Source organism: Lachnoanaerobaculum orale, from assembly GCF_003862485.1.
GTDB lineage: Bacteria > Bacillota > Clostridia > Lachnospirales > Lachnospiraceae > Lachnoanaerobaculum > Lachnoanaerobaculum orale.
Genome location: NZ_RRCM01000001.1, coordinates 401197 through 416615, shown reverse-complemented (window position 1 = coordinate 416615; position 15419 = coordinate 401197). Strand labels below are relative to the sequence as shown.

At 35.9% G+C, this 15419-nt stretch carries 18 protein-coding genes; 1 reads left to right on the top strand and 17 read right to left on the bottom strand.

All coding sequences use genetic code 11. The features are described 5' to 3' along the window. Positions 1-95: 95 nt before the first annotated feature. On the bottom strand, positions 96-1310 hold the full coding sequence (locus EHW90_RS02125; RefSeq protein ID WP_124950879.1) for an iron-containing alcohol dehydrogenase: 1215 nt from the start codon (positions 1308-1310) through the stop codon (positions 96-98). 261 nt (positions 1311-1571) lie between these two features. Here EHW90_RS02125 and EHW90_RS02120 point away from each other — a divergent pair, with 261 nt between their 5' ends. Beyond that, on the top strand, positions 1572-2912 hold the full coding sequence (locus tag EHW90_RS02120; protein ID WP_124950877.1) for an ATP-binding protein: 1341 nt from the start codon (positions 1572-1574) through the stop codon (positions 2910-2912). A gap of 68 nt (positions 2913-2980) precedes the next feature. On the opposite strand, the gene EHW90_RS02115 is transcribed toward EHW90_RS02120, so the two are convergent. The 16 genes from EHW90_RS02115 to EHW90_RS02035 form a co-directional block, all read right to left on the bottom strand. Then, complete coding sequence (locus EHW90_RS02115; protein WP_124950875.1) at positions 2981-3778, bottom strand: beta-carotene 15,15'-monooxygenase; 798 nt, start codon at positions 3776-3778, stop codon at positions 2981-2983. After that, on the bottom strand, positions 3765-4238 hold the full coding sequence (locus tag EHW90_RS02110; protein WP_124950873.1) for a low molecular weight protein-tyrosine-phosphatase: 474 nt from the start codon (positions 4236-4238) through the stop codon (positions 3765-3767). Before EHW90_RS02110 ends, EHW90_RS02115 begins: the two co-directional genes overlap by 14 nt. Before the next feature lie 154 nt (positions 4239-4392). Continuing rightward, a complete protein-coding gene (locus tag EHW90_RS02105; RefSeq protein ID WP_124950871.1) occupies positions 4393-5757 on the bottom strand; it encodes an ImmA/IrrE family metallo-endopeptidase in 1365 nt (454 codons plus the stop codon). Then, the gene (locus tag EHW90_RS02100; RefSeq protein ID WP_124950869.1) at positions 5758-6075 is read right to left on the bottom strand and encodes a helix-turn-helix domain-containing protein; all 318 of its coding nucleotides are present in this window, start codon (positions 6073-6075) and stop codon (positions 5758-5760) included. It lies immediately after the preceding gene. Between the two features lie 446 nt (positions 6076-6521). Next, positions 6522-7316 (bottom strand): nucleotidyltransferase domain-containing protein, encoded by a 795-nt coding sequence (locus EHW90_RS02090; RefSeq protein ID WP_124950867.1) that lies wholly within the window; start codon positions 7314-7316, stop codon positions 6522-6524. Further along, complete coding sequence (locus EHW90_RS02085) at positions 7306-8328, bottom strand: nucleotidyltransferase domain-containing protein (protein ID WP_124950865.1); 1023 nt, start codon at positions 8326-8328, stop codon at positions 7306-7308. Before EHW90_RS02085 ends, EHW90_RS02090 begins: the two co-directional genes overlap by 11 nt. A gap of 111 nt (positions 8329-8439) precedes the next feature. Then, positions 8440-8940 (bottom strand): DUF1643 domain-containing protein, encoded by a 501-nt coding sequence (locus tag EHW90_RS02080; protein ID WP_243113888.1) that lies wholly within the window; start codon positions 8938-8940, stop codon positions 8440-8442. 129 nt (positions 8941-9069) lie between these two features. Beyond that, entirely contained in the window at positions 9070-9579 is a 510-nt protein-coding gene (locus EHW90_RS02075; RefSeq protein ID WP_124950863.1) for a hypothetical protein, read from the bottom strand. 98 nt (positions 9580-9677) lie between these two features. Then, on the bottom strand, positions 9678-10772 hold the full coding sequence (locus tag EHW90_RS02070; RefSeq protein ID WP_124950861.1) for a glycerol dehydrogenase: 1095 nt from the start codon (positions 10770-10772) through the stop codon (positions 9678-9680). 142 nt (positions 10773-10914) lie between these two features. Next, entirely contained in the window at positions 10915-11169 is a 255-nt protein-coding gene (locus EHW90_RS02065; RefSeq protein WP_124950859.1) for a type II toxin-antitoxin system Phd/YefM family antitoxin, read from the bottom strand. A gap of 159 nt (positions 11170-11328) precedes the next feature. Further along, a complete protein-coding gene (locus EHW90_RS02060) occupies positions 11329-11553 on the bottom strand; it encodes a DUF6718 family protein (protein ID WP_124950857.1) in 225 nt (74 codons plus the stop codon). Beyond that, positions 11525-12151: a nucleotidyltransferase family protein gene (locus EHW90_RS02055; protein WP_124950855.1), complete on the bottom strand. Its 627-nt coding sequence runs from the start codon at positions 12149-12151 to the stop codon at positions 11525-11527. Before EHW90_RS02055 ends, EHW90_RS02060 begins: the two co-directional genes overlap by 29 nt. Before the next feature lie 46 nt (positions 12152-12197). Then, a complete protein-coding gene (locus EHW90_RS02050; RefSeq protein WP_124950853.1) occupies positions 12198-12842 on the bottom strand; it encodes a C39 family peptidase in 645 nt (214 codons plus the stop codon). 98 nt (positions 12843-12940) lie between these two features. Beyond that, a complete protein-coding gene (locus tag EHW90_RS02045; protein ID WP_124950852.1) occupies positions 12941-13984 on the bottom strand; it encodes a GNAT family N-acetyltransferase in 1044 nt (347 codons plus the stop codon). Between the two features lie 3 nt (positions 13985-13987). Further along, the gene (locus EHW90_RS02040) at positions 13988-14923 is read right to left on the bottom strand and encodes a DUF2156 domain-containing protein (RefSeq protein ID WP_124950850.1); all 936 of its coding nucleotides are present in this window, start codon (positions 14921-14923) and stop codon (positions 13988-13990) included. 80 nt (positions 14924-15003) lie between these two features. Next, positions 15004-15402: a ferritin family protein gene (locus EHW90_RS02035; protein ID WP_124950848.1), complete on the bottom strand. Its 399-nt coding sequence runs from the start codon at positions 15400-15402 to the stop codon at positions 15004-15006. Positions 15403-15419 lie beyond the last annotated feature (17 nt).

Here is a 15419-nt window from a genome sequence, read left to right as displayed (position 1 = left end):
ATTATAAATGATTTATAAGTAAAAAAACACACCAACAACTTACGTCATTGATGTGTTTATTATACTTAGATACTAAGGATTAGTGTAACTACTTATTAGAAGTCCACTTCAGTATCATAATAGCAACATTTCAAAAGTTTTTCCATCTCTTCAACACTCGGCTGTCTAGGGTTTGAGCCTGTACAAGCGTCAGCTACAGCATTTACTGCTATATCATGCAGTCTCTCAAGGAATACGTTCTCAGGTACAAATCCGTTTTCTGTAGGATATGAATCTGCTCCGTAATTCTTTATGCAGTGCGGAATATTAAGCTCGTCATTCATTCCTCTGACATACTTGATAAGTTCTTTTATCTTCTCTTCCTGTGTATTTCCGGACAGACCAAGTACATCGGCTATCTTCGCATATCTCTTAGCCGCCTCACTGTCCTTAGCGTTAAAAGCGATTACCTTAGGAAGATACATTGCGTTTGCCGCACCATGTATAATGTGAGCACCGTAGTCACCGAATACCGCACCTGTCTTATGTGCCATTGAATGTACTATTCCAAGCAATGCATTTGAAAATGCCATACCTGCAAGACACTGTGCATTGTGCATTGCATCTCTTGCTTCCTTATCCTCATTGTATGATTTGATAAGATACTTATGAATCATCTCTATTGCATGCAGTGCAAGAGGATCCGTAAAATCACAGTTTGCAGTAGATACATATGCCTCGATTGCGTGTGTCAAAGCGTCCATACCTGTATGTGCAACAAGCTTCTTCGGCATAGTCTCTGCAAGTGCAGGGTCTACGATTGCCACATCAGGTGTTATCTCAAAGTCTGCTATAGGATATTTGATACCCTTTTCATAGTCTGTAATGATTGAAAAAGCCGTTACCTCGGTAGCTGTTCCCGATGTGGAAGAAATAGCACAGAACTTTGCTTTCTTTCTAAGTGTAGGAATACCGAATACCTTACACATATCTTCAAATGTACAATCAGGATATTCATACTTTATCCACATAGCCTTAGCTGCATCAATAGGTGAACCTCCGCCGATAGCTACTATCCAGTCAGGTCCGAACTCAATCATCTCCTTAGCACCGCGCATTACGGTGTCTACAGAAGGGTCAGACTCTATTCCTTCAAAAAGCTTTACCTCCATGCCCGCTTCTTTAAGGTAGTCTACCACCTTGTCCAAAAAGCCGAATCTCTTCATAGAGCCTCCGCCTACACAGACAAAAGCCTTCTTACCGGTGAAGTTCTTCAAAGCCTCAAGTGAATCTTTTCCGTGATAAATATCCCTTGGTAATGTAAATCTCATATACAGCCTCCATATTAAATTTAATATATTAAGCAAAAAGTGTAAGCAAAATCACTCTTTGCAAATAAATTTAACCTCTTGCTTATATGATACATCACATTTGTTACATTGTCAATGTTTTAACGTTATCTTTTTAACATAATCCGTTTTTCTTGATTCGTATAAATCTGTGGTTTATATTGTATTTTTTATATTTTAGTATATAATAAAAATGTGATTTATATACACTAAAATCAATATAAAAATGTGAAGGGCAAGGCTATGGAACGATTTATTTTAAAAAATCTTTTGAACTGGAAAAATTCTCCATATAGAAAACCGTTAATCCTAAAAGGTGTACGACAGGTAGGTAAGACTTGGATTTTAAAGGAATTCGGAAAACTTTACTATGAAAATACAGCTTATTTTAACTTTGATGAGAACGAAGAATATAAGCAATTCTTTGAAACTACTAAAGACGTCGATCGTATTCTTCAAAACTTAATCCTTGCAAGCGGTCAAAAGATTTCGCCCCAAAAAACTCTCATCATTTTTGATGAGGTTCAAGACTGCCCTAAAGTCATCAATTCTATGAAATATTTCTGCGAGAACGCCCCACAGTATCATATCGCTTGTGCAGGTTCTTTGCTTGGTATTACTCTTGCAAAACCAACTTCTTTTCCGGTAGGAAAAGTAAACTTTCTACAGATAGATCCGATGACATTCTCAGAATTTCTGATTGCCAACGGTGACAAAAATCTTGCCGACTTTTTGGAAAATGTAAATTCAATTGAACCTTTACCGGACGCCTTCTTCAACCCTCTGTATGAGAAACTGAAGATGTATTATGTTACAGGCGGTATGCCTGAACCTGTTCTAATGTGGACAAAAGCTCGTGACGTTTCCGCTATGCAGGAATCTCTGTCTGATATTATCAGTGCATATGAGCGTGATTTTGCAAAACATCCCAATATCAGTGAATTCCCGAAAATATCCATGATTTGGAAATCCGTGCCTTCACAACTTGCAAGAGAAAACAAGAAGTTCATTTATAAAGTTGTAAAAGAAGGTGCAAGAGCTCGTGAATATGAAGATGCTTTACAGTGGCTTGTTGACGCACGACTTGTACATAAAATATACCGCAGCTCTGCTCCCGGCCTTCCTATTGCAGCTTATGATGATATATCGGCCTTTAAAATTTATCTTGTAGATGTAGGTTTACTCCGCCGTCTGGCTCAACTGTCACCTACCGCATTTGGTGAAGGAAATCGCCTGTTCACAGAATTCAAGGGTGCATTGACTGAAAACTTTGTACTTCAAACCTTAATTACACAATTTGAAGTGACTCCAAGGTATTGGTCGCAAAATAATCCTCCTTATGAGGTTGACTTCCTCATTCAGCGTGAAAATGATATTTTTCCTATAGAAGTCAAATCTGAAACCAATACATCCTCTAAGAGCTTAAAGAAGTTTAAGGAATTATTTCCTAATAATGTAAAACTTAAAATACGCTTTTCATTGAATAATCTGAAACTTGATGACGATGTACTGAATATTCCTTTATTTATGGCAGATTATACAGATCGTTTGATAGGTTTGGCATTAGAGAAAAAGGAAAGGTAAACCTTTCCTTTTTCTCTAATGCATACACTCCAAAATTAAATTCTCAGTATTTTTTACAAATAATTTGGCTACCTGTTTTCTCTACGCATAAAACCGAAGCCGTTTACGTTTATTGAGAATATCAGCTTTACCAGCCAAAGGAAGAAAAACAGCACACCTATAGGTATAAGGCATGAAGTTACTATCATCACTGCAATTGCTTCTATAAATGAACTTACGGTATTCTCAAATTTCTTTAGAATTTCATTTGCATTGCCTGTGATATTGTTTACAAACTTATCTATGGCATTGCCGCTCTCTTCCTTGGCATCATCCGTAACGGTCTGAGTGTTTTGCTTGGCGTTATTCAGTGTCGTATCTATGGACGAGGCGTAGTTGCTTTCTATCATATTTGCGATATTTACACTGATCGGTATTGTAAATGATATAACCAGGCTGAATAAAAACAGCTTGGTTGCAATCTTTGCAAACACCTTTTCATTCGATGCTATAAATATAATAAACAAAAGGCAGGCAACCGGAATGATATACTTGAATGCAACCATTCCTGTTACTGTCAGCAAAAATTTTTCAAGATAGATGGCACAAAGTACAATCAAAAAATACTTACTCATCTCTGCAAGTTCCTGTGCAACCGGAGTGCCTATATCTCCCGGCAAAAGTGTTATGGCGGAAGATGACGCTACCGCTGCAGCCGCAAGCTCCATCACCTTGCTCCTGCTCTTATCAAGTGCGCTTATAGTATCCGCATAAAAATCTACATTACTGAAAATGCCTGCCAGCACAAAAAACGATACCAATCCTGCTGCAATACAAACAGCTGCCAATATAACCTTTATTATCAATACTTTTTTAATTGATGACATTTTTTACCTCCAAAAACTTCAAAAATCCGTCCACTCCTCTATCTATATCATTATAAGCTGTATCAAATCTGTCGGTATACCACGGATCGGATACCGACTCATCACTTCCTGTAAAACTCAAAAGTTTATATACTTTATCATCCCTTCCAAAAACTTTCTTCATATTTTTTATATTGGCATCGTCCATTCCTATCAGGTAGTCGTATTCTTCATAGTCGGACTTTACCATCTGCCTTGCCTTCTTGCCCGAGCAGGCTATCCCGTGTTTCTTAAGTTCATCTTTTGCAGGAGGATACACCGGATTACCTACACCGTTCCATATCTCATCTGCGCTTGTAGCTGCTGAGGCTATCTCAAACATATCCTCCAGCCCAAGCTTTTTTACTTTGTCTTTCATTATAAACTCCGCCATAGGTGAACGGCAGATATTGCCGTGGCAGATGAAAAGTACTTTTATCATATTTTATTTACTCCTTTTTGCCCCTAAAACGCCTTGATTTGCAAGGGGTGCAGGGGATTTCGTTGTTCATCACAAAAATGCAGATTGAGATAAATTTGAGTAAGATCTATCAAATCATTACTACCTGTTAGTAGTAAAACTAAAATTCTTACTACTAAGGATTTATACTCAATTCAACATGCGACCTAAGCATTACTCTAAATATACACTCATATAAGTCATCATAGTTCTTTTCAACATCAGCTTTTTCCAACGCTGCTATATAGTTTTTCTTTTCTTCAACTTTTATGTATATAGGGGTTAGACCGGCCCTTACCAGCTGAACATTCATAAATGCCCTTGTTGTTCTTCCATTACCTTCCGGAAAAGGGTGAATTACCGTAATTCTATGATGCACTCTAATTACATGTTTTATATAATCACTCACCTTAATGTAAGATTTCTCTTCAAAAAACTTTCTTACATCTGCATCCACTTTTGCTAATTCACTAAAAATATCATGGTAATCTACTGCTTCAAACTTAGCACCCGAAATCACTACATTATTCTGTCTTGGATTGCCACCAAACTCAGGATGTGGATAGTATGCAAACAAATCCTTATTTAGTTTAAACGAATCATATATATTTAGTGATTCTTTAACCGGCAAGGTAAAAATATCTTGATACATTAAATAATGCCCTGCAACAGATAAGTAAGCCTCATTTTCTTCAGTACAATATCTACTATTTTGCAAATTGTTACGTAAATCAGTTATGATTTCTGATGCTTCTTCAATAGAAACATCCAGTCCTTCCATCCTACTATCATTATAAATATATGTATTTTCAAATACATACTTAGCATGTTCATTTGGGGCAAATCTCAACTGTTCTGCGTAGTTATCTATCAAATCAGAATATAAATTTTCATAAGACATTTCTAATTCTTTTCTTTTTATATCCGGCTTATATTTTCTGATTCTCTTTGTCAATTCTTTGCTTTCAATATTGCCTTCAACAGCATGTACCTTATATGCAATTCTTCTTACACACGATTCAAAACTAACTCCAAAGTAATCTGCTATTTTTAATATATCATCAAAATTGACATTTCCATTGGCGTCTTTATACTCATTCACTTTTACATTCAGCTCACTCATTGGCATTAATAAACCCGAAGCAAATGCATCAGCGAAGTATTCAGATGCATTCTTTTGACCTATTGGACAAGCAACCTGTTTATCTGCATCTCTAAAGTGATGGCACAACTCATGTGCCGCAGTAAATCTTTGTCTGGTAATTGGTCTATTTGAATTAATGCCTACTATAGCTATGTCATTTTCTGACTGAGAAGGTATATATACACCTTCCAGTTTATTAAAATTTCGTATCACAAAACTAACCCCCTCGTCTTTCAACATCTTGAACGGGCTAATAGGATATTCTATTTTCGAATCGCCAAAATAGGCAGCCAAATATGCGGCCGCCATACTTTCTGCATCTCTATAGTTCTTAGCATTTGATTTGAAATTAAGCATTTAACTCCTCTGCATTTTCATCTGCTCTTTGAACTTAATCAAATTCATGATTTCTGCCTGATCATTCTCATCTAACTTTTCAAAGCTTCTTGCAAACACTGTCGCCGACCGGCTTATCTTGTTTTCATTTAATAAAGCATCTGCTGTTACACCAAATAACTCACTCAGTCTTGAAACATCTTCTGCTGTTATTTTTCTCTTACCATTTTCCATCTGAGTATATGTTGCACGATTAATTCTCAAAAAATTAGCTACGTACTCCTGTGAAAGATGAAGCCGGTTCCTAAAATTCTTAATTCTCTCATTAATACTCATCATTGTTCTTCCTCCTTAAACTACCAACTAATTCATTATAATTCGTACCGTTAGATTTTACAACAGTTTTCTGTTGTCTTTTCTAACATTTTATATGAACAATACTTCCCCTGCTTTCTCCATTATTATCACAAAAGGTGGTATATTCTCTGCATTCCGCATCAAAATAATCTTATAATCCATACTTTGACCTCATATCTGAAATAACATCATCTGCATCTCTAAACTTTTTCTGTTCTCCGGATTTTTTTAGTTTTGCAAGTAGCTCTTTCTCGGTCTTTTGTTACTTGCTATTTTCCACACCTCACTTTCATATGTTTAGACTATTGTAGTGTCTATACATTACTATCCAGTTCATAATACTCGTAATTTACTTGCCCTCTCTCATTCCTATATCTTGTAAAAATCTCTTCTTTTTCACAAGATAGTCACGAGATAAATTATGTCATTTACTTCCGCATACTTTCCAGCACCCATCTAAACTCCTCTTCCAGCGCATCCCAGTCTGTGTTCCTGTCATCCTCCATTGTTTCCAAGGTTGACTTATAATACTCCAACTTCTCTTCTATATAATTATTTATCGCTTCAACCCTTGGGCCTTTTTCAGATTCAGACATTTTCACCTTCTTTGCAAGTAAATCCTCTACCGCTGTCTTCATGTCTTCCTCAAGAACGGTATTAACCAATTCATCAAAGAGTACCGGCGGTGGGCATTTCTTTTCTTCGATCCATTTACAGGCAAGAATAGGTCTCAGCACGTAAAAATACTTTTTATAATTTACCATATCATCACATAGATAATCGTAGTAGTTCTTTTTTGCCGTACCGTAGTAATGATAAAGTGCCGACTTGCACGAAAAGTACTTGCATGCCGTTCTGTCATAAAGCTCCTTCCACTCATCCGTTGTATAATACACAATAGGAGAATTGCTCCACTCAAATAATGTGGCATTGGATTTATGAAAGTGCTTCAACGCCTTCTTTAAATCCCATCCGTTGATATCAAGTACCTCGTTTAATTCCCAATCAATAAAGTCCTTGTTCTCACGAAGGGATAAATAAAAGTTTTTATTACGAACATAGATAAACCTCACATCATAATCGCTGTCAGGTGAGGCAAAGCCCCAAGCTCTGCTTCCAGATTCAATAGCGTGTAGCACTTTTATATTCTCTTTTTCTTCTATTTCTCTGATTTTAGAAAGAATCAGTTCTTCTATATTCTCTTTATAATTATCATATCTCATCACTAATCACCCTTTCATTTATTGTCATTACCAATTCCTGCACACTTTTAAAATCCGGTTCATCCGGTAATTGCGTATGCTTGGAAGCGTAATCAAGCTTCTTTTCATACTCTCTCATCATATCATAGAAGCTGTCCGAAAAAGTTCCCTCATCTGTTTGATATTTCCCAAAGCGGATATCCATCAACAATTCATGTTCTTTTTCTCTGTATGTATTGATTTCTCCCTTTTCCAGTATATCAATGGCCATCATAAATAATCTCATAAGATGCATGGCGTGCTTATTTAAATGAAGATCATCTTTCTTTTTATTTCTCTTGCCTATTTTATCATAGTCTTTTACAACATTTGACATTGTATTCCACATACTTACATAATCTCTTAGCGGATAGTGACTCAACTTGGCATTGACAAATATCTCAGTTTCAAGCTCCGGATTAACCGCCCTATCTATAAAAATTTCCAGACTTCCGTTTTCAAAGTTCTTATAACTTGAGTTAAAACTGTACATTGCATTCTTTACAGAATTAAAAATATGCTGCTCCTTTTCACTTTGTGGAAATGTGTCTCTGGCAAGTGCATTCTGTAATCTTCTAAGTTGCGCATCCGCATACCCTCCAAATGACTGAATAGCTCTTTTTGATAAAAACAATCGTTTATTATCAAGAAGCATTTTCCCGATATCATTAAGATAGAGATAATTATCCGGTGCAAGTCCAAGCAACTCTATTGTATTCGGATTACAACTCAAAAGTAAATTCACCATTTTATTAAATGCATAGATAACGGTATCCGTATTATCGTCCACATACTGTTCAAACTGTGTAAGTCCTATAAGATCCGATTTTTGATTGAGTGTAATTCCTCTTATATCTATATCGCTGCTTTCTATATTTGTCCCATATGCATAGCTTCCTGCAAGCCCAAGCAAAATCACATGCTTTCCAAGATGCTCATTAGTATTTATAAAATTATATTCAGGTTTATTTATAATATTTTTATAGCCGGTCACTATGCTCCTCCTCTAATAATATCTATCTTTATATACTATTATTTTCTAAGTTCAAATTTTTATATACATTATTTATCAATAATTGTACACATCTATGCACCATTATCTTTTTCAATCTTTACTGCATAAAACTTTTCCATCTAATCTAAAATATAAATCTTGTAATTTGGTATTATCAGGTACATATAATTGATGCCTTGGATTGCCTTTCACCGTAAGCTTGCCACGGCATACCCACTTCCTATCCGGGTCAATAGCTAGAATTTCCTTTAAGCAATCTTTCAAATATTTTCTTTTCTCTATGGCGTTCCCCCAAGAAGCCAAGGTTAAAGCATTAGAGTATATATTAAAAACACTTCTTATAACTTCATAATTTTTTACAGTTAAATCATCAGCAGCTTTTATATGCATATCATTTGGATTTGTCGCTCTTTGCGGATAAAGATTTAGCATTATCCAACCGTCACAATTATTTTCTGATGCAATTTTTCTTATTTTTGAAATAGTGGGATCATCCTTTTCATCATTAGCTGTACTTGGATTTATTCCAAAGCATATAATAGGATTTTCTCCGACCTCTCCCAACATAAATCGTGCTGTATCATCATCCAAATACAATACTTCCCAATTCTTTTTTCTTTTATAAAATTTTCAAGATCATTTCAAATAGTTTCTTTTTTGTTATCATTCATTTTATGCTATTCTCCTATCTATTTTTATTATATTTTAACCCTATTCCCACTACCTTCTAAAGAGATCTCTAAGTTTTAGCTTATCAAATGCCAACATTCCTCTGGCTTCCAGGTACAAATCATCTTCCTCAATAATTTTTCTTTTGCTTAGCTCATTTAGCAGCTTTTCATAGCCTATATATGCCCTTGGTACTTTTGCTATTCTTTTTTCTGCTGTATATATCACACATGGGTAAGCCAATGCCTCATTTATAATCTTTGCAGTAGTTATATCAAACCAAAAATATTCCTTTTTTTTAAGAGGAAACCTTGTTATTTCTATTTTCTCATTGTCAATTTTTATCTTGGTAAGCAACGCATATAATCCCGATACTAATCCGACAGTCAAAAAAAATAATAGCAATATCCACCTTGCCATCTTGTCCGTCTCCGGATTATCTGACGGTAAAGCTTTGCCTAATACCCAAAAATATGTAACTCCTAAAACTATAGGCATAAAACTGAAAAACAAATATACTAAACCCGGTCTTATTACTATTACATCATGCTTTGATTTCATTTTACCTCCCACCCCAGTATTTGACAAAGAACATAAAAAAGCCGCCACCAAAAAGATAAAATATCTATCCGGCAACAGCCACTTATCCATTAAATAGATTACTTGCCAAGTCTTGCCTTACCTAAAGCATCTGTAGCTATAATAGCCGCATACAACTCATCAGGTGTTACGTCTCCTGCAAGATTATGTATTGTTTCTCCCTTTACACAGGCATTCTTTGCTATAGTATGAAGATCCTCATCTGTAAAGTCTCCAAGCTCTGCAAGTGTAATAGGCAGTCCTACTTCAAGGCAGAAATTCTGTATATCCTCAAACTCGGCCTTATCCGCACACTCAAGTGTAAGCTGTATCAAAGTACCGAATGCCACACAATTACCATGATATGCCTCATGTCCGCCAAGTGAAGTAACTCCGTTGTAGAATGAGTGAGGAGCCGCACAGTTTACATTATCTGCTCCTACACCTGAAAGATAAACTGTAGCCTCTATAATTGCATCCAAAGCAGGAGTAACAACATTATTCTCACAGGCAGTTATGGCCGCTTTTCCGTATTTTCTTAAGGTATCATAGCAAGCCTTTGCAATTGCCATGCCTGCTCTTGTAATACCGCCGCTCTCCAAACTTGGTGACTCAGTACGAAGTGAAGCTCTTCCTTCAAAGTATGTTCCAAGAGCGTCTCCCATACCGGCTATCAAAAACTTTACAGGTGCATTAGCTATAACACTGCTGTCTACAAGTACCGCATCCGGATTTTGCGGATAGAATAAATATTTATTGAAGCTTCCGTCATCATTATATATAACGGAAAGTCCTGTACAAGGTGCATCTGTAGCTGCAACTGTAGGTATTATAACTATTCTCTTTCCCATGTAATATGCTGTTGCCTTAGCCGCATCCACTGCCGAACCGCCGCCTACCGCAACAACAACGTCAATCTTATCAGTCTCAACAATATCCTGCATTTTCTTTATCTCGCTGATACTTGACATTCCTCCGAAGACTTCATATCTGCGATAATCATCTTCGCCTTCAAAGCTCTTTTCCAAATCTTCATGGCAGCTGTTGTAACCGCTGTTTGAACAGACAAACAACCATCTCTTTCCCATATACTCCATTTCCTTACGGAACTGAAGCAAAGCTCCTTTTCCCTGTACATACTTGAGTGGTGCACGCATCATTCTTAAACGTTTCATAACAAAACCTCCATTAAAACCGTCAAGCTTTGAAACTATGTCAAAACTTTAACATATATTGTTAAGGACTATTGTAGCACAAAGATTGTATTTTTCAATTATTATTTTATTCCCTCATAATTGGTCCACATACGTACTACATTTACCACTCCTCGTTCGGATTATAGGATGTACATTCAGAAATATCTTCATTTCTTGATTCAAGAATACTCTCTGTCATTCCGGGTATTAAATTCAGATATAGTGTTTCCTGAATTGCCAACCAATCATCTTCAGATATTAATACAGCATTTTTCCCTCTGTTATTTATTATAATTATCGGCTGCGAATATTCATTAACATCTGAAACAATTTGATAAAGATTCTCCTTTGCCTTTGTTATACTAATTTCAGTCATGATATTACCTCCGTTAATATATATACTGTAATTATCATATCAGACATGCTGTACATCTTTTCGGACTTTTGTGGTGATTTGAAAAAAGACAGCCAATCATTAGATTAACTGCCTGAAATTATATTATATATTAAAATAGTATTCCACACCTTGTATAAGCTAAAGCAATTTTAAACTCTCTTCAAATTCCTGCTCTGTATCAACAAACCTATATGGCTCATATTCTCCATAAGCAGACGGTCTACTTACAGTAACCAATTGTATATTCTCAACGCCTACCTCTTTTATCAGCTTTTTCTTGAAATCAACTAAATGTTTCCCATGAGAAGTCTGTAGCGCTATACTGCCTATACCGTCAGCCTTTTTTGCAACAAGATAGCACATATTCTAAAGCCTCCCTAAATTCACTTTCTGTTTTGATTTTACCATTTTCATATTCTTTTCTCAATGTAAAACCTGTATTATTATCGTAGTTTTTCTTATATGTATATTTATGTAACCAATTATTCAGTTGACGATCATAAAATGTATTATATTGAATCTCTATCGGATAATGATAATTACTTTCCTGAAAATATATATGTACTCCCCGATAACCATCATCATTTGCCTTACCTTTTGACATATCCGCAATCCTAATGCCATCAGTTTTGCCTATACTTAAAAGAAATTCATAATCATCACATAAAGTACGAAATCCCAGCAAATCGTCAAAGACTTTTCTAGTTTGATGATCCGGAAAATATCTATCATACTTTAGCATTGCAGATTGAATACTTTTTATCCTATAATCTGCAGCAATATTATAAAGGAAATCACATGAATCATACCATGCATTTACATTATATATCTCATCCATTAATATCTTCTTGCCAAAATAATGCAGATTCTTTTTTAGATTTATCCCTAATTCAGATTTATACGATAGCCTGCTCAATAGCTCCGTTGATAGACCATCTTTTTGCAAAATTTGATTAATCATCTACTTACTATCCTCTTATAACAAACTATGATACTTGTATTAATTTCTATATAAAGTACTCTATCGTCTTCTCCGGGGTCTTCTCGGTCTTCTGATTATAAAGTATTACCGCCTCACGGTTTTCAAACTTTCCAAGGGCGTAGAGCAAGTCCTCTTCTCTGTTAAAGTAGCCGAAAGGTACAATACGATTATACCTAAGCGGCTTATCAAGTACAAGCTCCACATCACCTTCCGGTATAAACTGTGACCAGTGCTCATCCGTGAACTCATCCTCATAATAAGGGTCAAACATATAGATATTGCTTTCATCCACGCCTGTAAGCAGCACATAGTGAGGTACATCATAAAAAAGCCTTATCACAACCGCACCGCCCCTTGTAAGAGCATCATTGATACGACTTGTCTCACCGATAAAGACCTGTTCACCTGTAATATATTCACATATAACATTAAGCTGCTTAATATCTCTGAACCTGTTGAGCCAATTACTTAAAAACATCATTGCCATCGGTGACGTACCGCTCTTACCCGGATGCCCCTCATTACTGTAACAATCCAGTGTATAAAGCATAACGTTTCTGATGACCTCCGGCGGGATATCCTCTCTCTCAAATAGAAAGCTCAGTGCATTGAGCATTGATGTAGGACCGCAGTCATACTCAGATATTTGATAATGTAATGGATTTTTCATTCTACACCCTTCTTCCTATCTGCATAATAAAGTAAAGCTTCTTAACATTATAATCAAATCAATATTTCCTCTTACAAGCTTTTATGCATCAACGCCTATTATACAAGTTCATTTATAAATATTCCACTGATTTTATTTATAGAATCAAGTGAATCTTTTGCAATAGATTTGTCTACAAAATTAACAATATTAAAATTCACATTATCAATATACCCGAAAATCCAAGCTGTAAAATCCGCAATATCAAACTCAACAAAAGCACTATCCTTTGCATCGGATATCTTACATACATTTGCGAAATCTTTACCCATCTGCACTCTAAAGTAGGCATTCTGTGCTTCAACAATATTGTCATTTATCTTTATAATGATATCTATATCCTTGCTTGATCTGAAGTTTGACAAAAGCTCTGCCACATTTGTGATTCTTACCATTATATTCTCTTTGCCGTACTCTCTCTTTGCAATACTTGATGAGACTATTCTCTCTTTCAGTTCAATCTTTTCAAGCCCCCAAAAAGACTCATAGGCCACAATCTCATTACCTTTACGGTAGATATTTATAAAGCCGTTCTCGGAAGCTATCTCTTTTAACTCCCTCTCAAAATAATGCATATCCCTATATGTATATACATCATTGTCCTTTGAAACCTCATTGTTTATAAACCTAAGAATCTCACAAGCCTCTTTAGACTCAGACTTTACGCCCTTTAATACAGACTTTTTAAAAGAGGATAAATCTACATCATAAACATTTTTCCTTGCAACAAATGCAAAATCAAAAGGCAGATAATAGTCCTTATTTGCCGGTATAAGGTAGGTAAAAGGAACTTTTTCACTGTTCATATCAATGAGAACCTTGTCAAGAAGCCTTCTCATATATCCCTGCCTTTTATACTCCTTCTTTGTGGCAACCGCCACTATATAATCAAGTCCGTATTTCTTTCCGAAGACGGATACCGTATAAGGGTTCAGCATAATCATAGATTTTATACTCTCACCCTCTATATCCGCCAAAATTCTGTTGTCCTTTGTCTTTTCATTATAATAGTACTCTACAAAATTATCGGAATCTTCAAAAAAAGCCTCCTTATACAGAGGCTTTGTAAGTACTTTTTCTTCTTTTTTCAAATACTTTATCATATATTACCTTTTTTGTTCAACATAATACTTTCTTGCATAGTCCACCGGATAATAGCTTTGCTTCGCACGGCGAAGTCCCTCAAGTCCAAGGTCGTCCTCACGATTTACAAGACTTACAGTCGGAAACTCATGCTCCAAAAACTCCTTGTTGATGGCCTGATACAGACCGTTTATCTCAGGATTTGCCTTCTCTATATGTATTACAGCCATATCTTCAAGCTTATTATAACTTCCTATAGAAAACGCCTCCATCTCGCCGTCAATATATATTGCTCCCATTCTAATGTTTAACTTTGTACAGTGAAGTAAAATATCATGTATTCCTTCCACCTCAGGATCAAGATGCTTTTCAACTTCCTCTCCCTTTTTCTCTCTCCACTTATCCAAGAACTTGAAAACATCATCCCTGTCTGTAGGATTGCAGCCAAGTACTCTGTACTCATATCTGTCACCGTAAGTCTTAAGGAAATTATTGTAATGATTTTTCTTCTTGTGAAGCTTCTTTCCCGAAAGATTTCTCAACTTATCTCCTTCATAGAGATAGTCCTTTGCATCCTCCTCCTGCCTTACTATAAATTTATCCTCCGGCAAATTCAATACTTTTATTCCTTCCTCATCCGCCAAGTGAATCTTTAAAGGTAGGTCAAGCTCTTTATTAAAATACTCCACCATTAAATTGAAACAGTACTCAAGGTCTTCTTCTTTGCAAAGCGGCATAGCCGCAAAAGGCCTGTCTTCATCTCCCATAAGCCAAAGAAGTCCGACCTCCTTACCGTCTCTCATTGCGATAGTTGCTCGCACATTATAATAATCTTTCCATATAAAACTCTCAAGCTCTACACTGTCACAGGTCTTATTGGGCCTGAGTCCATAAAACCCTGCATACTTTTGTATGTCATCCGCTACTAATTGTTTAAAATTTAATTTTTTGTATTCCATGGTTTAATTATATTTATTTTTCCGCTTTTGTCAAATGAAAAAACTGCCTTAAATCAGGCAGAATTTATTACTATACATTATTAACCTGTAATTTCACTCATCTTAATAAGTGCATCTCCATGTTTCGGTTCATCCTCTACAATTACTCTTAACTCCGGGTATTCATCCTGCAGGCCCTTAAACTTTTCTATGGAATCATACTCACCCTTTGCCATATTTGCAAACAATGTTTTTGCACCTATAGCGGGTAAAAGCCCACAAACATACTTCGCCTGTGCATCATCAGGTACTACCGCCTCTCCTGTAAGTTTCTTAAATATTGCTGCATGCTTTCCCTCATCCTTAGCAATCTTACGAAGACTCTCTGCTATTTCCTTATTTTCACTTCCCATAGCATCTGCCAGCATGTTATACATGATAACAGCATCAAGCTCACCCTTTTGTGCTTCCATAAAAATATTCTTTATTTCCTCAGTCATAATATCATTCTTTCAAA